The organism is Clostridium sp. OF09-36 (genome assembly GCF_003481985.1).
GTDB lineage: Bacteria > Bacillota > Clostridia > Lachnospirales > Lachnospiraceae > Brotaphodocola.
This window is the reverse complement of record NZ_QUMD01000006.1, coordinates 1-23,170: the sequence shown is the minus strand read 5'-3', so window position 1 is coordinate 23,170 and position 23,170 is coordinate 1. Positions and strand designations below refer to the sequence as shown.

The 23,170-nt window shown below is 42.0% G+C and carries 20 protein-coding genes; 3 read left to right on the top strand and 17 right to left on the bottom strand.

Annotation, left to right across the window (positions count from 1 at the left end):
* Positions 1 to 269: 269 nt before the first annotated feature.
* From DXA97_RS06610 to DXA97_RS06590, 5 genes are all read right to left on the bottom strand, one after another.
* Positions 270 to 506, bottom strand: coding sequence for a hypothetical protein (locus DXA97_RS06610; RefSeq protein WP_118542829.1), 237 nt, complete (start codon positions 504 to 506; stop codon positions 270 to 272).
* The gene (locus DXA97_RS06605; RefSeq protein WP_243032091.1) at positions 491 to 970 is read right to left on the bottom strand and encodes a DUF3990 domain-containing protein; all 480 of its coding nucleotides are present in this window, start codon (positions 968 to 970) and stop codon (positions 491 to 493) included. Before DXA97_RS06605 ends, DXA97_RS06610 begins: the two co-directional genes overlap by 16 nt.
* A gap of 66 nt (positions 971 to 1,036) precedes the next feature.
* Positions 1,037 to 1,261 carry a DUF3791 domain-containing protein gene (locus DXA97_RS06600; RefSeq protein WP_118656560.1) on the bottom strand — a complete coding sequence of 75 codons (225 nt, stop codon included), beginning with the start codon at positions 1,259 to 1,261 and terminating at the stop codon, positions 1,037 to 1,039.
* Positions 1,262 to 1,359: 98 nt separating this feature from the next.
* On the bottom strand, positions 1,360 to 1,800 hold the full coding sequence (locus DXA97_RS06595; protein WP_118542827.1) for a hypothetical protein: 441 nt from the start codon (positions 1,798 to 1,800) through the stop codon (positions 1,360 to 1,362).
* 163 nt (positions 1,801 to 1,963) lie between these two features.
* The gene (locus DXA97_RS06590; protein ID WP_118719053.1) at positions 1,964 to 4,579 is read right to left on the bottom strand and encodes an ATP-dependent helicase; all 2,616 of its coding nucleotides are present in this window, start codon (positions 4,577 to 4,579) and stop codon (positions 1,964 to 1,966) included.
* A 678-nt stretch (positions 4,580 to 5,257) separates the two neighbouring features.
* Here DXA97_RS06590 and DXA97_RS06585 point away from each other — a divergent pair.
* Together DXA97_RS06585 and DXA97_RS06580 are read left to right on the top strand one after the other, a co-directional pair.
* Complete coding sequence (locus tag DXA97_RS06585) at positions 5,258 to 6,649, top strand: hypothetical protein (protein ID WP_118719051.1); 1,392 nt, start codon at positions 5,258 to 5,260, stop codon at positions 6,647 to 6,649.
* A 26-nt stretch (positions 6,650 to 6,675) separates the two neighbouring features.
* The gene (locus DXA97_RS06580) at positions 6,676 to 7,176 is read left to right on the top strand and encodes a hypothetical protein (RefSeq protein ID WP_118542824.1); all 501 of its coding nucleotides are present in this window, start codon (positions 6,676 to 6,678) and stop codon (positions 7,174 to 7,176) included.
* Between the two features lie 388 nt (positions 7,177 to 7,564).
* On the opposite strand, the gene DXA97_RS06570 is transcribed toward DXA97_RS06580, so the two are convergent.
* From DXA97_RS06570 to DXA97_RS06555, 4 genes are all read right to left on the bottom strand, one after another.
* Complete coding sequence (locus DXA97_RS06570; RefSeq protein WP_118542822.1) at positions 7,565 to 8,002, bottom strand: DUF1810 domain-containing protein; 438 nt, start codon at positions 8,000 to 8,002, stop codon at positions 7,565 to 7,567.
* Between the two features lie 10 nt (positions 8,003 to 8,012).
* The gene (locus tag DXA97_RS06565; RefSeq protein ID WP_118719049.1) at positions 8,013 to 8,864 is read right to left on the bottom strand and encodes a hypothetical protein; all 852 of its coding nucleotides are present in this window, start codon (positions 8,862 to 8,864) and stop codon (positions 8,013 to 8,015) included.
* A gap of 456 nt (positions 8,865 to 9,320) precedes the next feature.
* Positions 9,321 to 10,061 carry a metallophosphoesterase gene (locus tag DXA97_RS06560; protein ID WP_118542820.1) on the bottom strand — a complete coding sequence of 247 codons (741 nt, stop codon included), beginning with the start codon at positions 10,059 to 10,061 and terminating at the stop codon, positions 9,321 to 9,323.
* 309 nt (positions 10,062 to 10,370) lie between these two features.
* Positions 10,371 to 10,544 carry a helix-turn-helix transcriptional regulator gene (locus DXA97_RS06555; protein ID WP_243032099.1) on the bottom strand — a complete coding sequence of 58 codons (174 nt, stop codon included), beginning with the start codon at positions 10,542 to 10,544 and terminating at the stop codon, positions 10,371 to 10,373.
* 131 nt (positions 10,545 to 10,675) lie between these two features.
* On the opposite strand from DXA97_RS06555, the gene DXA97_RS06550 reads away from it, so the two are divergent.
* Positions 10,676 to 11,077 carry a hypothetical protein gene (locus DXA97_RS06550; RefSeq protein ID WP_118542818.1) on the top strand — a complete coding sequence of 134 codons (402 nt, stop codon included), beginning with the start codon at positions 10,676 to 10,678 and terminating at the stop codon, positions 11,075 to 11,077.
* Between the two features lie 72 nt (positions 11,078 to 11,149).
* Here the strand turns inward: DXA97_RS06550 and DXA97_RS06545 are convergent, their stop codons facing one another.
* The 8 genes from DXA97_RS06545 to DXA97_RS06510 form a co-directional block, all read right to left on the bottom strand.
* Positions 11,150 to 12,448, bottom strand: a complete 1,299-nt coding sequence (locus DXA97_RS06545) for a DUF3854 domain-containing protein (protein WP_182436823.1) — start codon at positions 12,446 to 12,448, stop codon at positions 11,150 to 11,152.
* A 306-nt stretch (positions 12,449 to 12,754) separates the two neighbouring features.
* Entirely contained in the window at positions 12,755 to 14,377 is a 1,623-nt protein-coding gene (locus DXA97_RS06540) for an FAD-dependent oxidoreductase (RefSeq protein WP_118542816.1), read from the bottom strand.
* Positions 14,377 to 14,940, bottom strand: coding sequence for an alkyl hydroperoxide reductase subunit C (gene ahpC, locus DXA97_RS06535; protein ID WP_118542815.1), 564 nt, complete (start codon positions 14,938 to 14,940; stop codon positions 14,377 to 14,379). Before ahpC ends, DXA97_RS06540 begins: the two co-directional genes overlap by 1 nt.
* A gap of 1,723 nt (positions 14,941 to 16,663) precedes the next feature.
* Entirely contained in the window at positions 16,664 to 18,658 is a 1,995-nt protein-coding gene (locus DXA97_RS06530; RefSeq protein WP_182436822.1) for a TraM recognition domain-containing protein, read from the bottom strand.
* A gap of 645 nt (positions 18,659 to 19,303) precedes the next feature.
* Positions 19,304 to 20,467 (bottom strand): hypothetical protein, encoded by a 1,164-nt coding sequence (locus DXA97_RS06525; RefSeq protein WP_118719047.1) that lies wholly within the window; start codon positions 20,465 to 20,467, stop codon positions 19,304 to 19,306.
* Between the two features lie 166 nt (positions 20,468 to 20,633).
* Positions 20,634 to 20,822: a hypothetical protein gene (locus DXA97_RS06520; RefSeq protein WP_118542810.1), complete on the bottom strand. Its 189-nt coding sequence runs from the start codon at positions 20,820 to 20,822 to the stop codon at positions 20,634 to 20,636.
* A 14-nt stretch (positions 20,823 to 20,836) separates the two neighbouring features.
* On the bottom strand, positions 20,837 to 21,442 hold the full coding sequence (locus DXA97_RS06515) for a hypothetical protein (RefSeq protein WP_118542809.1): 606 nt from the start codon (positions 21,440 to 21,442) through the stop codon (positions 20,837 to 20,839).
* Positions 21,442 to 22,584 carry a hypothetical protein gene (locus tag DXA97_RS06510; RefSeq protein WP_118542808.1) on the bottom strand — a complete coding sequence of 381 codons (1,143 nt, stop codon included), beginning with the start codon at positions 22,582 to 22,584 and terminating at the stop codon, positions 21,442 to 21,444. The genes DXA97_RS06515 and DXA97_RS06510 overlap by 1 nt, the downstream gene beginning before the upstream one ends.
* Positions 22,585 to 23,170: the final 586 nt, after the last annotated feature.

Here is a 23,170-nt window from a genome sequence, read left to right as displayed (position 1 = left end):
CAAATTAGAATTCCTCTAATTTGGTCCGCATCTGTGCAGACTCATCCCCTTTTAATAAGCAATGTGCTTGAAACGAAGACAGAGTCTATTGTGTTTGAAATAAATTTTATCAAGGATAGTTTAACATAGATCAAAGGTGAGCGCAACGCCAAGAATGGACAGAAAAGAAGGAGCTAAGAATGGACAGAAAAGAAGGAGCCTTAGTGCCGGGAGGTCTGTTAATCAGAAAAGCTGTTTCAAACGCATAATACGTTAGAAACAGCTTTTTCTCAAATCTTTCTTTTGGAGAGTTCGTCCATGTATAATTCGGCAATATAGGATGGGCCATTGCACCATAATCGGGTCTGCTCATCGTAAAGTGCCTTGCCGGTTTTGGAAGAATAAAATTCCGGCAATATTTCCTTTGGACTTTTTCCTGTATCTTCTGCAATTTCTTCGACGGCCATGGTAATAAGAAGGTCAATCGTATAGTCTATTCGCTCTTTTGAAATCATTTCTTCAGCCATATTTTCTCGCTTTCCACAAAATGCAGGCAATCAAGCGCTGCAGTTGTTTTAAAACAATACTGATCCTTTAACTTATTCGGAAGTAGCTGTTTAATACAAAAATCATCAGCTTCTTTGCTTCCGGCTATTCCAAAGGCGCCGACTAGGTATGCAGCCAGCGTTGCATTTGTCGCGTCATCCGCAATTTTCCCAGCAATAATATCATATTTTGCCATAGTATCTTCAACATCCAGAAACAAAAGTCTTTTTCGATGAGCCGCAACACAGTGCAGCCATTCCACATTTGCATCATCAAATGCATATGTGGATAATTCTGGTGAAGGTCTTAACTGAAAGATGGAAAGATAGCCATAATCCTGATTCTCTTTAATGCTTCCATTTGCGAATGCTTTAGCAATGGAAGTCTTGAGAAAACGAATAGCCTGGTCCTTGGAGGTGGTCCAAAGTCTTTTCGTCTGGCGCATCTTTCCAATAAAGGCTTCTTTACCTCACAATAGCTGCCATGGTAAAGGATAAGCCCATCTGTAAAATCAAGCACTAATTTGGATCCCCTTTCTTTGAAGAAATTCCGTGATGTCTTCTAATACAGCATCATCTCCTTCGCAGTGAAAAATCCCATAACATTTTTCGATATAGCCAAGTACATCTGCTTTTCCGAAGATGTTAAAAATCTCATCCACAGGAAGATGCCATTCCTTTGATGCTAAACGTACCAATCGGGTCTGCATGAATATGATCTCTTCTTTTTCGCTCATCGCGAAATCCTCCTTTCCGAGCTATTTCTATACTCCATATTAACATAATATCTGCGCGTGAACAAGATGACGATGTGGCAACCAATTTAGTAAGCTTTTTAGTCAAGCTCGTCAACTACAATAGATCTTTTATATTCCTGCTTTCCTTCATAATCTCCGGTATAACCACTGGCCAGAAACCAATCTGACATTGCCTTCCTCTTTTGAAGGCCGCGCAATGCTTTTTCGTAATCAAAAACATAGGAATCTGCTATAAAATTTTTGCACAGTTCCCGGATATATATTATGTCATGTTCTGATTTACCCTGAAAACCATATTCCGTTTCGTAATTCGGGTTGTCAGAGTAGCTCTTGCGGTGTCCGGCATAGAAGATAACGTCATAGCAGCATTCGCGACGAATCTTCCGTTCCAGGTCTGATTGCTGCCAGTACGGATCACTATAGTCGGTAATCTTAATGTCGAATACCTTCTTTTCATCCATGTCAAAAAACTGGACACGGTAACGGCCGTCCCCTTCTTCAATCCACTCAAATTTCATAATCCTTTTCCTCCTGGTTATTTTTACTTTCCGTATATGCCATATAGTATTTTTTTTGATCAAGGGTTCTATGGTGACCGGGAGCTATGTAATTCTCCCCCCACTATTTCCATACCCCATCTTAACACAATATCTGTGCGTGAACAAGATGCCGCGGCAGCGGTCAATCGACATAGTTTTTAAACTCCGGATACAGTGGGGCATCGGAAAAACTACCCTGCAAAAGAAAGAGGTTTCGTTTGGCCCGGGTCATGGAAACATACAGTAGGTTCCGGCCCTCTTCTGATTCTTCAAACTCTTCTACTCCATAAATTACTACGGTGGGAAATTCTTTCCCTTTTGATTTATGAGCAGTAAGAAGGGTAATCGTATCGGGGCTTGCGGGATATTCAACCTCTGCTGTATCAGAAAATTCGATCATGGCATTCATATGGTTAAGAAATTCGGAAGCCGTATTGATAGCCCGCATTTCGATGCGGGAGCACAACTCTTCTACTGCCGGATGTTCCTTCTTCTGCCAGAGAAACTGGTAAATGGACCGAACGGCATCGGACAGATCCTGGGCATACAGAAGTTTTTTACAGGAAGAAAGTGTCCTGGCAAGTGCGATACCGGGACTGCCGGATGTTTCATATATTTCAAGCAGATCCGGATCATATAAATCTGGTTCTGGAAGATTGAAATATTTTAAGAAGCTTTCCAACATGTGGTCTCGCTCGACAGGAATGTCCAGTTCATATCCATTACGTTTCAGCTGTCTGTAAAGCGCCAGTGGATCATGAAAATTGGTCACGTAGAGAGAAAATGTGTCACGAATGGCAATAAATACCTCATCCTTTATGAGTAATGTTTTGGGTGAAGTTGCAAGGTAAAAACCATCTAAACTTTTTTTGATCTTTTCCAGCGCTTTATTTTTGCGCGCAATGATGGCAATATCTCCAGGTTTATAACCAGAGCGTTCTGCGGATGCAACCAGATCCCGGATGGTATCTACCAGAACATTTTTCCGATAAATCGGCCGAACCGTAGCGCGGTGATGGGAACGCAGAGATTTGCGATACCGATTCGTATTATTGGCAATCAGCGCATTTGCAGCTTCCAAAATGTGGTCTACCGACCGGAAATTATCTGGAAGAATCACGATTTTACTGTTGCTCCACATCTCCTGAAAATGAAGCAGGTAATAGTTGCTTCCTCCGCGCCAGGAATAAATACTCTGATCATCGTCTCCCACAACCACAATATTTCCATGGGATGCGATGGCGTATACCAGATCGACCTGATCTGACGAGATATCCTGGAATTCATCAATCATTACATAGCGAAAACGCTGCTGATAGCTTTTTAATACATCTGGATATTCGCTAAACAGTTGGTTGGTAAGCTGGATCTGTTCATCAAAGCAGATATACCCCTCTTCTTTCATTCGTTCCTTCAGTTTCTGATAAAGGCACCCTAAACCATCCGGATCAGGAAAATCCGCATGTTTTTTCCACTCTTCCAGTCCGTCTTTCTCAATGGAAAGTACAGCGTTGTAAATCCTGCTCAGCAGGCCGAAATCACCGGTGAGTCCGTCATAGTCAATGCCGGACAATGGAGAGATTTCATCAATGATCTGCAAAATCAGACGATAGTAGTCTACCTTCTCTGCAATTTTTAAGGATTTTCCTATGAAGTCCTCATGTTTGCGAAGAATCGTGTAGCCAAGGCTGTGGAAGGTAAAGATGGCCGGCAATGCACTTTCTTCACCGAGCACCCGTCTGGCACGTTCCAGAATTTCGCCAGCGGCCTTTTTGGTGAAGGTGACAAAAAGAATTTGTTCCGGCAAAATCCCGTTTTTGATCATTCGTACCATACGTGCAATCAGACAGTGAGTCTTGCCGGCACCAGGTACCGCGATGACTGCCATAGGGCCATCCATGTGTTCAACAACTCTCCGCTGCTCCGGTGTCAGTCCTTTCTCTAAATCGACTGTTTCCGCTGGAACAGGGATGGAAGTTTCTTCTGGTTGTTTTTCCGGTGCCAATGCGGAAGTATTCTGCTGATGGCATACATCTGTATAGCGGCAGTATTCACATTTTTGAGGTACGGAAAGCTGGATCGTGCTCAGGAGAGCCTGGGTGGCCTCCGCTATCCCGCCGTATCCCATTTGAAGATAGCATTTCCCTTCCGTATACTGTGAGGCCAGAAAATCAGCCTTATCCTCTTTGGATTTTAAGTAGCAGATCATGGAAATCGTTTCCTGTCCATAGGCTGGAGCGCTGATCAGGTATTGTGATAACAGTTCCAGGCTGTAATATGCCTGGGTCTCTTGCTTCCTGGCTCTCACAGAATACTGTGGTTCATTCGGGAAAATACTTAAAGCATAGACATGCTCCCCCTTTTTAAGAACCAGATCTGCTTGTGCAGATAATTCAGACACCGCTACGTGGTTGCAGCTTGTATTGACTGAAATCGCTGAGCAGAGCCTGGTCTTCAAAATCTGATAACCCTGCTCAAAGAACCAGTCAGCAAAGCGATGCCACCTGGCAAGGTCCTGATCCCGGCAGGTTTCATACTGGCGGTTATTAAGGAACCAGTCTCTGCTGTATTCCAGAAATGCTTTTTCGAGTGCTTCTGAAAATGAAGTAGGCCCTTTGGATAATGCTAAAATTAAAGAGTCCTTCTTTTGATAAAAAAACTGGGTACGTTTTGATGCAGCATATAATCCCAGCTTTCCGAGACGGTAGTGGCTTTCGCAGTGGCGAAGCCGGATAAGATCCCTGATTGTAAGTTTCATAGGCTAAGTCCTCCTTTTGGGCACGAAAAAAGGAACCTCCCAAAGGAAGTTCCTCCAACGTACATATTATTCTGTTTATTTTTCCAGAATTCCCCCACTCATTCGGTCATAAAATGGCGTGCGCTTTGTCAGAGACAAATGTTGTTGAAATGAAAGAATCTATGAGTATTTTACCATTGGATTTGGGGCAAATCAAGGATTATCAGATGATGGTATGACAACTTATGTAGATTAATGGGAAGAAATGTGCTATGCTAAAAAGGCTGCCGAACCTCCAGCAGAAAGGAGGTGAGTCGGATGGGAGATTTTATCATCACATTTTTTGTCTCTGTTTTAGCAGGTGTAGTTAGCTACTACATATGCAAATGGCTGGACAGAGATAAATAGGCAGCAACAGCCTAAACGGTCGGTTCGCCGTAATGAACAAGAAAACCCCAGAGGAGGCACCCTCTGGGGTTTTCGTTTTGCCGCATGGGAAATCATCACATTTCTTAGCTGCCTACATTTTATTATATTTTCATCGAAAAGTCAATATTCCTATGAATGCCCGTTTATCGCTGTATGAATATCTGGTTATCGTTTGTTATAATTAATAGTTTTGTAATGGAGAATTAAAGATAAAGGTTCACTTTTGTGCTACCATATTTATAACAAATAATTTGAAAAAGGGGCGATTACATGGAAGAGAGTTTCTGGAAACAGACATATGAGAAGATTCTGATTGGAATGGGTCTCTTTGGGATTACATTGAATTTTCTCTTTCTCAATCAGATTCTTCCCTTCCTTGGTGCCCTTTTGCTGTTTACGGGATTCCGAAAACTGAGACTGGAAAACCGCTGGCTGAAAGCCGGATACGCAGGCGCCGCGCTCAAAGTTGTGATTACCATCGTGAACATTGTGATTGGAAGTGTGCTCGAACGGGAGAAAATTTATGTTTCATATGTATGGAAAGTGATTGTTTTCTGTGGCGGAATTTTGCCGGTTTTTCTGATGGTTTGTCTCTTCCTTGGTATGCGTGAGGAACTGGAAAAGCGTAAGGCGGAAATAAAAAATGAGGTCCTGCTCCATATCATCATCTGGTATGTGGTGGTGACCGTGCTTGCGGTTCGGGAATATGAGGGCTGGATTCTTGGCCTGGCGATCGTTGCCGCATATATTGGAATCCTTGTGGAGTTAAAGAATATAGCAGAAAAACTGGAACAGGCCGAATATGTACTGGAAGAGCATCCGGTGCGGATTTCAGATGGAAGATACGCAGCGGGAGCAGCAATTCTGACTGCGGCAGGCCTGCTCATCGGCTATACATGTTTTGGTTCCTATCACATGGCGTGGACAACTGCAAAAGAAACGCAGGATTCGGCGAGTGAAGAAATCAAAGCACATCTGTTATCCCTGGGTTTTCCGGAAGAGATTTTGCATGATTTAAAGGAAGAAGATATTCTGGCATGCAAAAATGCCAGACAGATTTTGCTGAATCAAAGCGATGATTTGCTGCGGGACGGGGATGAGCGGCTGCAGCTTGACGGCGTGGCAGTGGAACTGGAACAGGAAGGGCAGTGGAAGGTAATCCATCATTTCTTATGGAACGGAAATTCGGGCTTTCGCGGGACAGAGGCAGTGCAGATCAATCCTGCATACCAGGAATTGAACGGCGGTTGGACTGCCCAGGGAGAACTTACCGGCCAGGTCCTTTACAATAAGGATGGGACTTCTTACACCGCAGAGTATGCGTCTTTACAAAATGAAGCATACGATACCAACCAGAATTTTCCATTTTACGGAAGCCAGCAGTATGCCAGCATTTTTGCAGAATTTTCCATGCCACATCGCGGGGAAAACTGCCGCGGATACGTGGCTTACGAAATCAAGGCAAAGGAAAGTGACTGGTGGATTGATTCCTGGCTCAATTACACCCATCAAAAGACCATCTGGCAGTACCCAGTGATATCTGCGGCCCAGAACAGAAAACAGGGAGGCTGGCTGAATGAGCGTGTGTTCAGTACTGTGCAGGATGCGCTGCAGGTGTTACCGGAGGGAGAACGTGAGAATTCTGTCGGCTTAGGAATGTAAAATAGGGAGTTGCAGAGGTGTTTTTTATGAAAAGAATCACATGCATTTTACTGACTTGCATATTATGTTTTTCTATTTCAGGCTGTACAAAGACATATAAAGGTACGGATGAACTGATAGAAAAAGCCAGAGAAGAAATTCCAGTTTCCGATGCGGATACGATTGATATGCAGTATGGAGGTATGTGTACCGTAGATGATACGGCACTCGTTTGGTTTATTTCTGGCAATCAATATCAGACGCATTACTACCTTCCTATGGAAGTAGAAATCAAAGGAGAAGCAGAATATGCTTATGTTCGGACATACAAACCGATGTCTCCTTTCATGGATATTGCTGTTTTGAACTGGAATCGTGGGTATGCCTTTATTGTGAACAATCCAAATTGTGTTTCTGTAAAAATTACGGATGAAGCAGGTACACATGAAGAAATGATAGAAAAAGATGCCTATCCGTATGTGTTCTATTGTTCATCTGTCCCATCGGAGTACGTTTTTATTGATGCTGAAGGAAATGAACTTAACTGAAACCTCAGCAACTTCAAATTTGAAGGGAGGCAGTTAAGATGATTTCTTGTAATAAGAAATTGAAGAGTGCAGCTAAGGGATTTCTATGTGGAATGTTGCTATATCTATTTATGATATTTATGACGGGGCATTTCACCTTTTTCAGATTATCTGAAATTCCGACGTATCTTTTGAGACGACTCCCATACGGAATAATGAAGTGTTTCTCCTTTGGAGTGGTTGGTTACCTAATAAGTTTGTGTTATTACATTGAGAAAAGAAAATTCAATAAATGATAAAAAGTGGGCTTCTAGGAATAATCGCAAAGGCTGCCGTCCTGGTATTTGTTAGGCGGTAGCCTTTGCTTATGCAAGAATGAAAATGTGCTTTTATATGTTGATTGACTCAGTTATTCATTCCTATGATCACAACTCTGCAGAATTTCCAGGGTCCTATTATCTCTTTCTCCACCGAAAAATTTTTTGAGTACTTTTTCAAATACATCAATTTCCGGAGCTACAGTATCAAATAGGGTCATACAGGACTGGAGCTTTCTATCATCTGGTTCACCCATTACTTTCTTTGCATCGTTGTCTTTAATTTCCAGCAGGACAGTGGATATTTCAATCAGATTATGGCCGAGGGTTGGATCCGTAATATAGTTTTCAGCTTCCTCACGACTTTCAATGGCATAGTATATCGCCATATTACTGTATCCGAGACCACGAATCTGGGGGAATATGAACCACATCCAATGGCTTCTCTTTTTACCTACCTTTAATTCCTCATAAGCGTCATGATAGTAATTCTGCTGTGCTATTAGGAAACGATCTAATGATTTTTTCATGAATGGCTCCTTAAAAATATTTACTTTGGCGAGGCTTCTGCAGGTGACAGTTGTTCAATTTTTGCCTGCAGCTTTGCATTTTCTCTATCCGCTTCTCTGATACGCTCCTGCATTTCACGCTCTTTATCCATGACGGCGCGCTCTTTATCAATTCCGCACGCAATTTGCTTTCATTTAACTGAGACTGTAGGGCTGAAAATTTGTCCTGGAGCTCTTTGTACTGCTCCTGTAAATCCTTGTATTTTTCCAGATCGGCTTCCATACCAGTCATTTTTTTGAGAAGAAGATCATTGCTGGCAGTTTTTTCATTGGCAATCGTGCGGGCATCATCACGCTCACGGCATGCATGCTCTTTTTCACTCATTACTTTTTCAATTTGAGCAGTGGTTTCTTTTTTTATGGCTTCAATCTGGGCAGCGGCATCCTCCTCTGCTTTATTCATCGTATCCATGGCCTCTTTTTGGAGTCTGTTAGCCAAATCAGTATTTTGCTGGGCCCTATCCATATCAATTTGGGCCTTTGCAATAGCCTGTTCTTTTTCTGTAATCGCAGCATTTAATGCTTCCTGAAGCCTAGAAATTTTGGCATCCTGGCCGACTGCTATACCATTAAGTTGTTTAATTAATGTAGAGATCGTGGCTTCAACTGCCAGTAAGGGGCCTTCTAACTCAGGATGTGTCCCTCTGATATTGTCGGATTCTGCAATATCAAGAATGCGCAGAATAGCATTCTCCTGCTGCTCGCCTTTTGGGTCTTCCAGATTTTTATACAGATCAATGATGTGCATCAGCCGTTCCGATGCTGTTGCGGTCAAGCGCATGCTGACCGGCTTTTTGGCAGATTTTTCTTTGATTTCTTCCATGGGATGCTCCTGATTGATATAAATGTTTACGTTTACATTATTTACGTTTACTTTAATTGTATTATAGCATCATACAGGCCACATAACAATAGAAAGTTTATTTTTAGTGAAAAACGTAAACTTTTTATTGCGAGAAATGTAAATAAAAATAGCCCTGGACATTTTTGCCCAAGGCTATATCATGCAGCATCAATTTTACTTTGCAATTAGGCGAATACACAATGAATTTCACGATATATGTTGAATTTAAAGTGCACGTGGTCACTGATTCCCACATGTGATAATTCAGCAGACAAGTACGTCAAATATTTTTGATTTGGAGTTGTTTAGGCATTTTAGAACAAAAAGTTTACGTTTACGCCGTAAACGTAAACTTTTATGGAGATGAGCAACGATTATAGCATATAGAAAGAAAAATTCCATAAATAATGCTATTCTACCGTTCCAGTGGAAGATCTAATCCAGGATCTTTTCAGGCTTAAAATTGAGGTAGTCTCCAGAAACCAGGTGATACCGGATCCCATGGTGAACTCCGTGGATACTGTCGCCGTAACGGGACTCTCCGTGGCAGTGGGAATATACAACATGCTCCACTCCGTACTCTTCGGCCATCCGCGTGAAGATACTCTCCTCTTCCACGATATTTGTTGGCGGATAGTGGAGAAACATAATATATTTACGGAAGCCGGCCTCTCTGGCGCTTTCAAAAGAAATCCGCAATCGTTCCGCTTCCCGCGCTACCAGCTTTTTGGCCTGTTTCTCATTGGCTTCATCCCATCCGACAATCTGCCCTTTTGAATTGATGTAGAATGGTCCCTCAAAGGTATATCCTTTTGTTCCTACAAGGGCATAATCCTGGTAATGATAGTGATTATTCTGCAGGAAATGCAGCTGTGGTTCATATTCTTGATTTAGAACTGCAGTTTTCTTGGCATCCCAAAACATATCGTGATTTCCCCGCAGCAAAATCTTATTTCCGGGAAGATCTGCGATAAAAGCAAGATCTGTTTTTGCTTCGGACAGATTTTTGCCCCAGCAATGATCTCCAGTGATGACAAATGTATCTTCATTTCCAATCAGTTTTCTGCAATTCTTTTCGAGTTTTTCTTCATGCTTTTTCCAGACTTTCCCGAATCTATCCATAGGTTTGTCTACGGAAAAGGCCAGATGCATATCTCCCAGAGCATATAGTGCCATGTTTTCTGAGTCTCCATTTAAAATGAATGTTTGATGAGCAGGCCGGACAATACAAACTGCGATGTTATATGGGGAGGATGCTCAACGATATTTTTAGTATAATGGGTTGCTTCGGGAGTGTCAATTCGATTTGCATTCACCTACATCTGGCCGGCTTAGGCCAGGAGGCTGATTGGCAAAACAAAAAGAGGATATGCCCATAACAGACATACCCGCTAAAATTACTTTGTTGTCTGCATCAAAGTTTAGAAATAAAAAAGTTTACATTTACAGCGTAAACGTAAACTTCCAAAGAAAGTGGCAGATTTTTCATGCATCATCTGTAAATGATACGACATCGTTGGGCGTGCAGGACAGATATTTGCATATGCGTTCTAATGTTACCAAGGTTATATTTTGGCCTTTTTTGAGCCGGTCAAGCGTATGATTGTCAAGGACCTTATCCTTCAACAGAGTATACTGTGTAATTTTGCGTTTCTGCATCGTGTCCCATAACGGGCTGTAATCAACCATTGAAAAGTCCTCCTAAGAACAATCATAGCTGAATTACGGATAAATCAACATTGTGCATATATGCACAATGTTGTATACTGGTTAGAAGGAGGTAAGAGAATATGCAGGAATTTGACTATAGTAATGAAACATCGAATGATTTGTATGATGCGGTGGATGGGCTGTCTTATGAGGAAGCGGTATTTGCCAAGGAAGCTATTGAAAAAATAAAAGAGGAAAAAGAAGAGAAAAAGGTCATGAAATTTAAAAAATGGTTTAATGAGGCTCTTTTCCCGATTCTTAATGAATTTGCTGCTGTTTCCGGATGCTGCCTTAAAATTGATCAGGATGCGTGTGGCGGTATGACAGTAACATTAAGGAGCAAGTATGGCGTTGATATCACTGCAAACCAGAAACAAATGCACATGGCAATAGCATTCGCAGACCACATTGCTGTAAACAAGTGGTCTGGAGCTGATGAGGTGGAACTTACTCTCATATATGGTATTCCTGAAGAAGATTAAGAATTGAATGGATGAGAAAAGGTTCATCCTATTAGCAAAACACTAATGAGATGGACCTTTCATTGAATTCTCTTAATAAATGCAGTATTGAGGTGCTCCCCCGGATGCCAGAAGATCATCAATACCTTTTCCATTTTCTTCTTTCCAGTTTGCAATTACGACTGGGATGCCAGCGGTTTTTAGTCCGTCTGCCAGTGATTTTTCGCACGATAAAACCCGCTCATTATGAAGCTTGTCTGCATCAAATGCAACAACAACCATTTTCATTCCCAGTTCTTTCATTTGAGAAAGGACACCGTCATCTAAAATAAGAGAATAGGAATTGACCCCGGGAAGAGTTACCACCGGAGTCGATAAGGCGTTGGATGCAAATAGTCCTTTTGGCTCACCCTCCGTGATGTACCAAAGGGAGGATGTTTTGGCAAAAGGAAGGCCGTAAAAACTGCATTGGTTTGCAGCCGCGCAGCCCTTTTTATAGATGTTGGCCAATATTCCACGTGTTGCAGCCTGAGAATCCTGATAGTAGGAAGCCAGGGTTCTGTATTTTCCTTTTTGCGGGAGAAATTCTTTCTCTCCTCCAGGGGTTACAAAGTAAACTCCCTTCATGCTGATGAAATATTTTTTACCTTCGGCATAGTAGAAACGATCCTGGCCGGAAGTGATCACGGTTGCATCAATGTCAGAAAAATCTTTCCGGATCCGAAGACGAAAGGTGTTCCCATCGAGGTCATACATCGGAAATACCAGTCCACTTGGGCCGGCAAAGGTCCACTGCTCTCCTTTTAAATACGCCCCGGGAATTCCTTCGAGTGAATTTGATCCAAATTTCTGTAGAATTAGATCTGCAAGCCTGACTCTGGTTATATTTCTGGTGCGGTATCGGTTATGGTACTTTACCCGCAGGCTGTCCTCTTCTGGAAATGATACAATATGATGCTTTTCAATCAGTTCATCCGTCCAACCCTGGCTATGAAGATAAGCCTTGTGTGCCGGGTCAAGGATCAGAAGATTTTGCATATAGGTGTAAATACTGCTGCAGTTTTCATTGTTTTTGGGCACAATCTGATCAACCGGTTTCAGTTCCCTTTTTTGTGGTTTTGAAATATGCGAATAATTCATTCCGGTTTTCTTTTTCCGGAGCAGTTCGTACTGAGTGCGTTCTTCATAGATGGAACTGCCGGAACCTTTTGCGCTTCCGATGAACACATATTCCTGGCCATCGGAACCGATCATATTGCACTTTTCTTTATCACGCTGGCAGCAGATGAGCTCACCACCGTAATCTTCCGGTGTCCAATAGCCACACCAGTCTTCATGCTGACAAATGGGGCATTTTCTGGCCCTGCTTACCCCTTTCCATGCATCGCTCATGTTCTTCTCCTCCTGTAAATATGATATTTGTTTGCTTTTTACCGCCATGTAGCGGAGTATGTCAGTCCTGCTGACGCATATGATTGCCTGTCGGCATCATTTTCGCATAAAAAAGGGCATATCAATCCCGGATGAGATCGTATGCCTTTCACATAGCGAATTATATTTGAAAAAAATGAGTACCGTTTTATTATATCTGCTTCACAAATGCTTGTCAACAGCGCTGAAACCCTGTTCGGCGAAGGGAAAGCCTTTGAAAGGACTGCAAGTTAAACACTCATGGGAAGGTTAAGAGATGCAGACCAGTCAGATTAATTCCAATATCTGTTGGATGTTCTTTTTGCCAAATGAGGTTTTATCCTGATTGATAATCAGACAGGGAACGCTCATAACATGATATTTTTCTTTTAAATCTGGAAAATGGGCAATATCATATACTTCAGCCGTTACGAGAGGGTTTAGGGAAGCAATCCTCTGTGCGGCCGTCACAAGATCCGGGCACATGGTACAGGAAAGTGATACCAGGACCTGCAGATGAACGTTATGCTGGATTGCCAGTATTTTTTCTCTTATTACAGGATCAAGTGGCTGCCCAGGCCCTGCAGCATTATATAATCCCAGAATAAAGGACGTAAATTCATGCCCTCCAGGGACGCCGTGAAAAGCCAGCCCTGTCTGCTCTCCGCTTTCGGTTAATACATCCACAAAAGGAAGCGAAGCACCGGTCTCTGCAGAAGGGACGCGTTCGTGCACAGTCAACTTATCTGTATATTTTGCCAGTTCTGTCATATAATTTTCTAATTCCTGGCTCACGGGCCGGGAATCCAGATGCAGCTCAAGCTGCAATTTCCGTTCCATTTTGGCAAATACCGTATTTAACTGGTTTATGATATCCTGTGAGAAAAAACTATTTGAGGATTTTACATCTGGCGCGGCACCTTTTTTAACCGCCTGTTTTGCATGGATACCGGTTCTTCCCTGCATGGCAGCCGCATATTTTTCCAGCTCCGTAGCGGCGGTAGCACCATCTCCCACTGCCGTTACTACCTGGCGCAGATTTTTCTGGCACACATCACCGGCTGCATAAATTCCTTGGCAGCTGGTCTGCCGGCTCTTATCGGTTATCACATATCCATGGGGATCCAGATTTACCAGTTCTTTTACCAGTGATGTGTTTGGCTCATAACCTGCAAATACAAACACTCCGAACGTGTCATTTGCAGAATCAAAGAGAGTTTCCTTTCCGGTATTTCTATTTCTGTAGCAGATCCTGCGCAGCATGTGGTCACCCTCAACACAAATAACTTCGGTATTTGTCAGGACGGTAATCTTAGGATGATTTTTGGCTGCTTCTGCAACAGCTTTTGCGCAGGAAAAATCATCGTCTCGGATCAAAATGGTCACATGGCTTGCGAATTTGGTGAGGAATACACTCTCTTCTGCCGCTGCAAATCCTCCGCCGATTACAAAGATTTCTTTCCCGTAGAAGAATTCTCCGTCACAGGTTGCACAGTAAGCTACTCCATGACCGCGGAACTCTGCCTCACCTGGAAAGCCGATCATTCTTGGATGGGCGCCTGTTGCAAGCAGAATTCCAAAGCTTTGGAAGCTGTCCTTGTCTGTAGTGCTTTCCCAGAGTTCTGCTCCGGATGCAGTTTCTTCTTTTTTTAGCGCAGTAACTTCCCTTAATAGAAATTCAGCTCCAAAAAACTCGGCCTGTCTGCGCATGGTTTCTGTCAGTGCTCTCCCGCTGGTTTTCTCAATGCCTGGATAATTTACCACTTCATCAGTGATGGTGACCTGGCCGCCGAATTTCTCTTTTTCAAGGATAAGGACACGATAGCGGGCACGTGCAAGATATAATGCGGCGGTCAGTCCGGCCGGCCCTCCGCCGATCACTACTACATCATAGAAATTTTCCTTTTCCATCAGAGCATACCTACCAGATCAAGGCTTGGTTTTAAGGTTTCTGCACCAGGTTGCCATTTGGCCGGGCATACTTGATCGCCATGTTCTGCTACGAACTGGCATGCCTGAAGGCGGCGAAACAGTTCATCCGCATTACGGCCAACATTGCCCGCATTTATTTCGTATACAACGATTTTTCCCTCTGGATTTACGATGAAGCTTCCTCTCTCGGCCATTCCATCGGACTCAATCAATACCCCAAAGTCCTTACATAATACATGAGCGGGATCGGCCAGCATTGGGTATGCGATCTTACCAATTCGCTCAGAGTGATCGTGCCATGCTTTGTGTACGAAATGAGAATCTGTAGAGACCGAATAAACTTCGCATCCTGCTTTTAGAAACTCTGGATATTTGTTCTGAAGATCTTCCAGCTCCGTAGGGCATACAAAGGTAAAGTCTGCCGGATAGAAGAAAAAGAGACTCCATTCTTTCATGATATCGTTTTTGGTTATGGTTTTAAATTCACCATTCTGATAAGCCTGAACAGAAAAATCATTTATTTCTTTGTTGATCATTGACATCTACGCAGTCCTCCTTTATGGAGTAATGGTTCCCAGAAGCACATCAAGTTATGCGGAGACCGCGCTGCAACAATGACGTTTGCATAGAGAAAGGCATCAATCTTATGGCAATCAGAAACAAAAAAGACATACAAAGTCCATTGGGCTTATATGTCTTTTACCTGCAGCTCCTAAAACCAATCTGTTACGATATGGTACGGATCCATGGTTTCTGCAGTGATATAGTATTCGCCGGTTGCAGGGACAGGCTGCCCGTCCGGGCCGATGATCTTTGCATCAGCACTTATTTCTGCCAGGGGAAGTAAGGTTGTGCAGGGTTTGATTAAGCACAGTGGGTTGTTCTCAACAATTTTGTATAGATACTTTCTTTTGTCCCCGAACCGCTCTACACAACGCCGGCTCTGGGACTTCTTAAGGTCATTTTCATATTCATATCCTTCTTAAGGCCAGTATTCCAGAAAAGATCATGCTCCGAATGATACACGCAGTGGTGGGCCATTTGTCAGGCATGATCCTGCTTCACCAATTCTATCATTATTTGCGAGTTGCATCAATACAAAAAAGAGGCATTAAACACTGTGAAGAACACCAGGCCTTCATCGTCTATCACCACATTGCCGTGCATGGACGAAAACAGAAGGAATCAGCGATATTTAGTATTGCGATGGGTACAATACTGCGTTAGAACGGTTTCCTGTGCTAAATCATCAATAGCCTGGTCATATGGGGATTTGTTCTGTACAATGCAGAAAAGAAGCGTTGCAAGAAACAAGAAAAGTAAGAAACATATCAAATACATCGTAATTTTTGTCCTCCTGTGGTATTGAAACGGTTACTGATTTAAGCTTCGATCTTTCTTAGGTATCAGAAAGTGCCAGGCACTCCATATGCCCATTCGTGAATTGGTATAAGTGTTTAAGAAGTGGAATTTCTGGGTTCTTCAGCGAAGCATCGGTGCTAAAGAGTAAAGGTGTTTTAAAATGGCTGGTGTCCAGAAAGTGGTTCAATTTCCTTGCATCATCTAAAGTTTCGGCGATCACTATGCATGTCTGATAGGAAGTGGCATTTTGACGATCCAGTTCCGCTTTTAATGCCTTTTTATTTGAACGGTAGGGAAATACTAAGATCTGCCCCTGCAAACGCGTCTTAAGGCAGATATGGGGAATAGATGGGGCATTCTCAATGGCCTGCGCAAGGAATATCTGGTGATTGCTTCTCAGAATATTGATGCAGGCGCTATTGCGGACCAGAACTGTTAAAATTGTGGATGGATCATTTGCAGTACGGTTTGGAAAATGATCAAAATTCTGGGATGCGGGAATAATAATTCCATTAATTTATTTGTAAATGAGCTTAACTGCAGGATAGACGGTCCGCTTGCTGTTCCGCCGCGAAATATGGAAAGTGGGATCAACAATCCTTTGCGTATCAGAGCTGGATGGGGTTTCGATAGGGATTACCGTTTCCGTCGGAAAAACGCTTGAATCTGTTTTCACACCCACAAAACAATAGAAAATCTCTTACCTGAGATGCGGTACAATACTGCAGCTCATAGACTATGGATAGGATGAGCAGTTCCAGATCAGACAATTCATTTTTTGTGATGGATTGCCATGCTCCTGATGATCTAGGGACCTGAATGGATTTAATGGTTGTGGTGCTATCAAATCGAAATGGGGAATAGGACATGGTATATGCGGTGGTATTCGCGTTCCTTTCATTTTCATTCACCGAAGAAGATGCCATCGGTGTGTTCCGTGGGGGTTATGATATGGGTCGGCTCTACTGGCGTTTGATCTTCTGCATCTGAGACAGCTTCAGTTGTTTCTGTGGTCAGATCCGTCTGGACCTGGGGTTCTGGAATGGATTTTTTATTTCCTGCGAGGAAATAATTTCCTGGTTTGCCTGAAGAAAAATACCCGTTTGATGATATGTGGGCAACGCTGAATCGTTTTTCAAAAACGGATGGATGCAACGGTCCTGGCATGAATGGCTCCCATTCGATCTTTAGTCTTGGGGCGCTCTTCTCTCTCGGTTTGGGCAGAAAATTCACTTTTCCCCTAAAGGGATAAATGGGTGAAGAATTGTTTACGGAAAAGAATATAACTTCCTGAAAGCCCAAATACCGGAATACCGTGCCAGAAAAACGTTCGGATAAGGTAGGTGTAGAGCGCCTGGAATATGAGTAAGCCGGTAGCTCTGCGGTGATTGCTGTTTCCGTAACAGTTTCCTGTGTGACGTGTTCCAGGGTCTCGCCAGCCATTTTGGAAAAGATATCCATTTCCGTGGTGCTTACGCGTCCAAATATGATCTGGTGTGCGCAGTTACCGAGCATGATGCTGTCAAGCTGTATCTTCTTTACCTGATCCAGTGTCTGGATGGCACAGATGACAGCAACCCGGTACTGGCGGAACAGTGTGAAGAAACTTTGCAGTTTCGGATGCAGGAGCACAGGAAGCTCATCGATGTAAATAAAATTTTTGATACGGTCATTTTCTGATCCAGGACGCCTGAGGACGGCCGTTTCATAGGAAAGCAGGAAAAACAGGCCAAAACCGGTTGCCACAGAATCGCCTCGCTCAAGGGCATAATTTAATATGATGATCTCACCGTACTCCAGGGCTTTATCAATATCAACGGTCTCTTCTGCTTCAAAAACATCGCGGACCAGAGGATCATTTAGGAAATTGTTGATCAGGTTTCGCAGACCATTGCAGCGATCGTACATATTTGCTTTATTTTCGCCCAGAAGATCATTGTTGATGGTTGTGTATACCTGTTGCCACTGCCCTACATCTACAATCTCAGCAACCTGTTCTGTGCGGTCATTTCCATTGCTTCTGAGGCTGTGAACGGAATAGTGCTTAATAAGTGCATCCAGATATGGACGGCAGCGGCTACAGTCGTTGATCAGGTTCTGCACATCGGATGCTTTGGGAACCTGCCCGGGGTGCACCAGATGATAAGTCAGCATTAATAGTTCTGCTATGCTGACAGTTACTGTTTCATTGAGACTAGAAAAATATGGATCGGATACTCCTGACTGGTCATAAATGGACTGGACTACGGTAGCGAAATTGGAGGCCTGGGCTGTGATGGTGGTTGCCAGTGCCTTTCCGGTCAGTGACGGATCGATTTTAAAAGGATTGAAACCGGTGAACCCTTCTTTGTGTTTCCCATCTTTTAAAATCGGATCAATTCTATGGATCTTCAGTTTGCGATTTTTGGCCATATAGTAGCACTGATCTGCCCATGTAGCATTGGGTGCTACAACGGTGATGCCGGCGGATTGGGAGTCAAACTTGAGATGCCGGTACAGCTCTTTTCTGCTGTTGTTTTCTTTTTCAATCTGTCTGTCTGTATTCGGGTTTTCTAACAGAACCGGTTCAAAGTAATTGATGGAAAAATCGGTTTCCTTGAATGGAACACAAATCCGTAATTTCCCCTCTTTTAGAGCTGCATAACAAGTTCTTTTCTGATAGTCCTCATTATATACTTTCTGATCAAGGTCGTCTGCAATGGCAACAGTGAGCACACTGGATGTTTTCGCGGTGCCGGTTGTACCGTCGCAGTACATATGCAAAAATCGGTCCAACTCTTTTACAATAAATTGGGATCCCGTTGAAAGATAACGGACTGCTTTAAAATCATAAGCAAATTCTTTGGATTTCCGGAAATCTATGTAATGATCGAGTTTAAACCGATCGATTTCATCCAAGACTAGGTCCGAAGAAAATGTGCCATATAATTTGCATCCGATATAGATGGGAATAAGAGGCGGTAGTCCGGCAAATAGGAAAATGCCCAGTTGCATGATCATATCCTTGCCGATGTACTCTCCCACCGGAATGACTGAGAGAAAACGAATCAGGGGCGGATAAAGGCTGCTCATTATGAACTTCTGAATGATTATAAGGTCATTCAATGTTAGGAGGATGAGGCTTCCATATTTGTACAAACGGTAGTTCCAAAAAACATATCTGGTAGAATACATCCAGATAAACGGAGGCATAAATAGCCAGAAAAGTGCCATTATGAGTGATAGTAAATGATTTCCTAAGTAGTGATTGGAAAGATTAGAAATAGAAATGATAATAATAAATAAATTTATTATTATGTTGAGAAGCAAAAACGCATAAAATACACCAACCAGAGCGGGGCTCTGGCTATACTTTTTAAAATTCTTCCAGAAATCAGATACGGTTACAGTATCGGAGTCAAAGATATAGTCCTGGTCATCCCCAAATGGTAAGGGCTGGATTTTCCGATTGATGGAATTGTATAACTCGCCTACTTTATCCCGTAGAATTTTAAATATCAAACTGAGCATAAATGATTCCTGCCTTTCCAAGTGAAAATGTGTTTACTGAATGAGACTTCCATCGGCTTGAAAACTATAGGTTTTCCCCTGGATCACTATCGTACTAAGGTTTAGCGTGCCATTATTCTGAAATAGATATATCTTTCCATGGATTTTTTGCCAGCCAGTGACCATGGCCCCGGACTGATCGAAATAATATCTTTGATGATCGATCGTCTTCCAACCGGTTATCATAATGGATGACGCAGGATCGAAGTAGTATTTTTTACATGTTTTTGAAAACCATCCGCGAACTGCTCTTCCATTGTTTTCATCGTGATAAGTCCATTCTCCGCCAAAAGATTGCCAGCCGGTCAGCCGCTCACCGTTTTCGTTAAAAGTGTAGTAGTCTCCGTTTATAAGGTATCGGCCACTTATAAGGTATTCACTATCGTATTCAGAGCGTTCGGAGGAAGCGAGCTTATAGAGCTGCGCATCATTTTTCTTCTGCCAGTATCCTGTATAATAGCCAATATCTTCAGATGATAGATATTTTGAATGATTATAGGCCAGCTCTGCTTTTTTACTGGTATACAGGTATGTTTGGTCGCTGGCTGCTTCGACTTTAAAAATATAATCACCTGGTTTTGAATATAGGATTTCTCTTGTGTTGATAGAGGTTGTGCTGCATGTAAGTTCTTTTCCACGTTGGGTAAGACGACCGTCCTTTTCGATGGTATATATAGTCACATGATATGAGTCGGCATGTTCAACAGGATCCCATTCTGCGACTGTCCCATTCCAACGAAGCTGCTGTGGCTGATTTAAAACCATTGGTAGCGGATAGGAATGTAGGGTAAAACTACAGGATGAGTAATCTGCAGATATAGAGAGTCCCTGTATTGTCCCGGAATCTGAAAGACAATTTCGTTCTTTTAGCCATTCAAAATCATACCCTTTTTTAGCATTAAGAGTAATCCTATAGTCCATATAAGAACCGATTGGTAAATCGCTGGCATCATACATTCCCTGATAAGTGATGGTATACTCGGAACGGCCGGGCTTAAAAGATACTTGATCTGGATTGATTTCGCCCTCCTTTGCTTTATAAATTCTCTGGATGTTTACGCTGGTGATCTTTTTGGTGTCAGCGGCATATGCTGGGATCGTCAATATGATGAACATGAATATGAGGAAAATAATGGGAACTGATTTCATTTTTATCATCTTAAAATCCTTTCACAAATTCAAATTTTGGGCACAAAAAAGCATAACATAATCGGCTGCAGCAATTCTGCAGATTGATTATGTTATGCCGGAAAGCGGGTTTTGTAATAGGTATTTTATCACATCAGATGAGCTTTGTAAATTCTTACCTGATCAGAAATACTTATCAACGCTCAAACGATAATTTTTCACTTACCATATTGAATTCGCGAAAAAGCTTTTCACTATCATCTTTTTTGATAATGGATGTAATGGTGGTTCGGTTGAGACCGCTAATGGCGGTCAGAAGTTCGATCGACTCGCCCTGACGGTGCAGTTTGACAATTGCATCTCGTTTTTTCTTTGTTATATGCATGGTCATCATCCTTTTTATTCTAGGCCAGCAAATGCACTGTTCATGAATATATTATCGGAATTATTTTCCTCGGTAGTTCTACTTGAAGCGGTTTCGGTATCCTTATTTTCAGAAACAACTTTTGAGGTATCCTGTTTCATGGAAGATGTTGATTTCGTTATCGCTTCATTGGAACTATTATCAGTAGGATTTTCGTTTACCACCGGTACATATGAAAGTGCCACACTACTCTTCTCTTCTCGGGCTGTTGATCCGAAAGTAAGCTCGGCTATTTTCATATCCATTTCTGCTTGTGTATAACGGATGGGCGTATCTGTACTGATGGATTGTTCCAATATATACTCAATCGTTCGGCGTTTATTGAGGCTTGCCATTTTTAAATCGTTTTCCCATTTGACAAGTGATTCATTGCCTTTAATGCGGATCTGAAATACTTTTGGAAGCTCTTCAAGGGAAATGTCTTTCGGTGCGTAGCCGATTAAGAGAAATTGCCGCTTGATTGCGTAATTTAGTACGGCAGCGGTCAAGAATGACATTGCTTGACCGCTGCGGTTATGATACCACGTAGCGAAATGTGGCGCATTAGCTGTATTGATGTTGATTTGAATGTAGCTAGCCATTATTTGTACCTGTTTTTGAGCTGTTTATGCAGTCCGATTACAATAGCGTACATTGGAGAAATTTCGGATCCATCATCAGCACGATTTGTTAAAACCACTTTTGTAAGTCCATGATGTTCAGCCATGTATTTTTTTATGTGAGGATAATATGCGATTCCGGTGCCGCCGGTTATGAACATATTTTCAACGTCATCCAATGAATATTTTCCTTCTAATAGGCTACACAGTTTGATAGCTTCTTCTGCCAAAACTTTTTCGTAGATATCCTTTACATTGATCACGGTTGTGTTCTTACGAACTGCTGGATTACCTTCGCCTCTGGCATGATACTGTACCTGAAGATAACTAAAGTCCTCTCTTCCAGCATCTTTTACCTTCTCTTCAACATACTTATCAATGTTGTACATTGCATGATCTGTATCACTGAACGCGGTTTCTGGATTGATCGACAGATTCTTTGCCAGTTCAAATAATCCAACTGTTTTATATCCAGCATCCATCATGATACACGGTAAGGCCTTCTTATCAATAGTTAAATTACCGTCTGATGATGCACCTTGGAAAAGAAAAGCTGTGATTACCTGTGCGTTACATAAGAAATTCGCGTTTGAAAGATCCAGGTCAAAATCAAAAGTACAGGATTTGCTACCACGGCGGATTTTGAAATGATGGCGCTGCTTCAAAAATTCCTTGATCTGTGGCCATTCATTCATGCTGCCATAAGGCAAACCAATACCGATAAAATACTGCAAGTTACTGAGGTTTCTAAAAAGATGTTTGTCAACATCTTTTTCAGGATTATAGACGGTATCATATGCTACTATCGAGTATCCGATTGCTGCGAGTAAACTAATATGGAAAGTTCTGTCTTTAAAACGTTGTTTGTTTCGGTTACTATCAAGTTCTTCAGCATACATTTTTAAATTGGATTTCATACTGATGATTTGATCGATACTGTCACCGAACATGTATACAGATCCCTTGTATTCTATGTAGGTGTTGTCGCCATCTGCTACTGATAAAGCATTAATAGAATTGGTGACATCAATCATTTTAGATGAAAAGGCGAGTAAATAGTCGCCGATACAGCACTTAAATTTATCAAATCCGCAGTCAACACTCAAATATAATTTCTGGTCCATTCTTTTTCCTGCTGCTCACCCTCTCTTTTTATTACATAGATGGCAGCTTTCCCTTTCTTTTTAATTAACATCAATTTTATTATTATATCTTATGTTTTCGATGCTGTAGAACTACTAAGCCAATTTATTATTATCAAAAATAATAATGACGTTACCATTATAATACTGTGTATTTACGGAAATGTCAATATTATTATCTTCTTGAAATAGGATTGATCTAAATAAATGGCGCAAGAATTGCGTATTAGTGGCACTATAGTTGCACTGAAATGGCGATATAATGTCGCGATGATGGCATATAAATGGCGCGCTATAACCTTGATTTTGGTGAATGGCATAATAATTGCGTGATAATGGCATAATGATTGCGCTTTGATGGCGTTACTACTCTCCCACTGCTGATAAAACATAAAAATAAATTTGATGAATTCACAAAGAGAATTTTACTAATTAAACAAGTTCGAAGATGTACTTACTGAATGAAGTATCTCATGATCGATAAATAGAAATTTATCATATTTAAAATAAATCAATTCATAAAAATGATAATAATAAATATGAGAAGAAAACCGCCATAGAAAAATAT

Excerpts from the sequence above, each read along its gene's own strand:
- DXA97_RS06570 (WP_118542822.1), bottom strand. The coding sequence starts at position 8,002 with ATGAAAAAATCATTAGATCGTTTCCTAATAGCACAGCAGAATTACTAT.
- DXA97_RS06565 (WP_118719049.1), bottom strand. The coding sequence starts at position 8,864 with ATGGAAGAAATCAAAGAAAAATCTGCCAAAAAGCCGGTCAGCATGCGC.
- DXA97_RS06545 (WP_182436823.1), bottom strand. The coding sequence starts at position 12,448 with ATGAGCGATGCATGGAAAGGGGTAAGCAGGGCCAGAAAATGCCCCATT.
- DXA97_RS06595 (WP_118542827.1), bottom strand. The coding sequence starts at position 1,800 with ATGAAATTTGAGTGGATTGAAGAAGGGGACGGCCGTTACCGTGTCCAG.
- DXA97_RS06515 (WP_118542809.1), bottom strand. The coding sequence starts at position 21,442 with ATGGCTAGCTACATTCAAATCAACATCAATACAGCTAATGCGCCACAT.
- ahpC (WP_118542815.1), bottom strand. The coding sequence starts at position 14,940 with ATGTCAATGATCAACAAAGAAATAAATGATTTTTCTGTTCAGGCTTAT.
- DXA97_RS06550 (WP_118542818.1), top strand. The coding sequence starts at position 10,676 with ATGCAGGAATTTGACTATAGTAATGAAACATCGAATGATTTGTATGAT.
- DXA97_RS06560 (WP_118542820.1), bottom strand. The coding sequence starts at position 10,061 with ATGGCACTATATGCTCTGGGAGATATGCATCTGGCCTTTTCCGTAGAC.
- DXA97_RS06525 (WP_118719047.1), bottom strand. The coding sequence starts at position 20,467 with ATGATAAAAATGAAATCAGTTCCCATTATTTTCCTCATATTCATGTTC.
- DXA97_RS06585 (WP_118719051.1), top strand. The coding sequence starts at position 5,258 with ATGGAAGAGAGTTTCTGGAAACAGACATATGAGAAGATTCTGATTGGA.
- DXA97_RS06540 (WP_118542816.1), bottom strand. The coding sequence starts at position 14,377 with ATGGAAAAGGAAAATTTCTATGATGTAGTAGTGATCGGCGGAGGGCCG.
- DXA97_RS06510 (WP_118542808.1), bottom strand. The coding sequence starts at position 22,584 with ATGGACCAGAAATTATATTTGAGTGTTGACTGCGGATTTGATAAATTT.
- DXA97_RS06555 (WP_243032099.1), bottom strand. The coding sequence starts at position 10,544 with ATGCAGAAACGCAAAATTACACAGTATACTCTGTTGAAGGATAAGGTC.
- DXA97_RS06590 (WP_118719053.1), bottom strand. The coding sequence starts at position 4,579 with ATGAAACTTACAATCAGGGATCTTATCCGGCTTCGCCACTGCGAAAGC.
- DXA97_RS06600 (WP_118656560.1), bottom strand. The coding sequence starts at position 1,261 with ATGAGCGAAAAAGAAGAGATCATATTCATGCAGACCCGATTGGTACGT.
- DXA97_RS06520 (WP_118542810.1), bottom strand. The coding sequence starts at position 20,822 with ATGCATATAACAAAGAAAAAACGAGATGCAATTGTCAAACTGCACCGT.
- DXA97_RS06610 (WP_118542829.1), bottom strand. The coding sequence starts at position 506 with ATGGCTGAAGAAATGATTTCAAAAGAGCGAATAGACTATACGATTGAC.
- DXA97_RS06605 (WP_243032091.1), bottom strand. The coding sequence starts at position 970 with ATGCGCCAGACGAAAAGACTTTGGACCACCTCCAAGGACCAGGCTATT.
- DXA97_RS06580 (WP_118542824.1), top strand. The coding sequence starts at position 6,676 with ATGAAAAGAATCACATGCATTTTACTGACTTGCATATTATGTTTTTCT.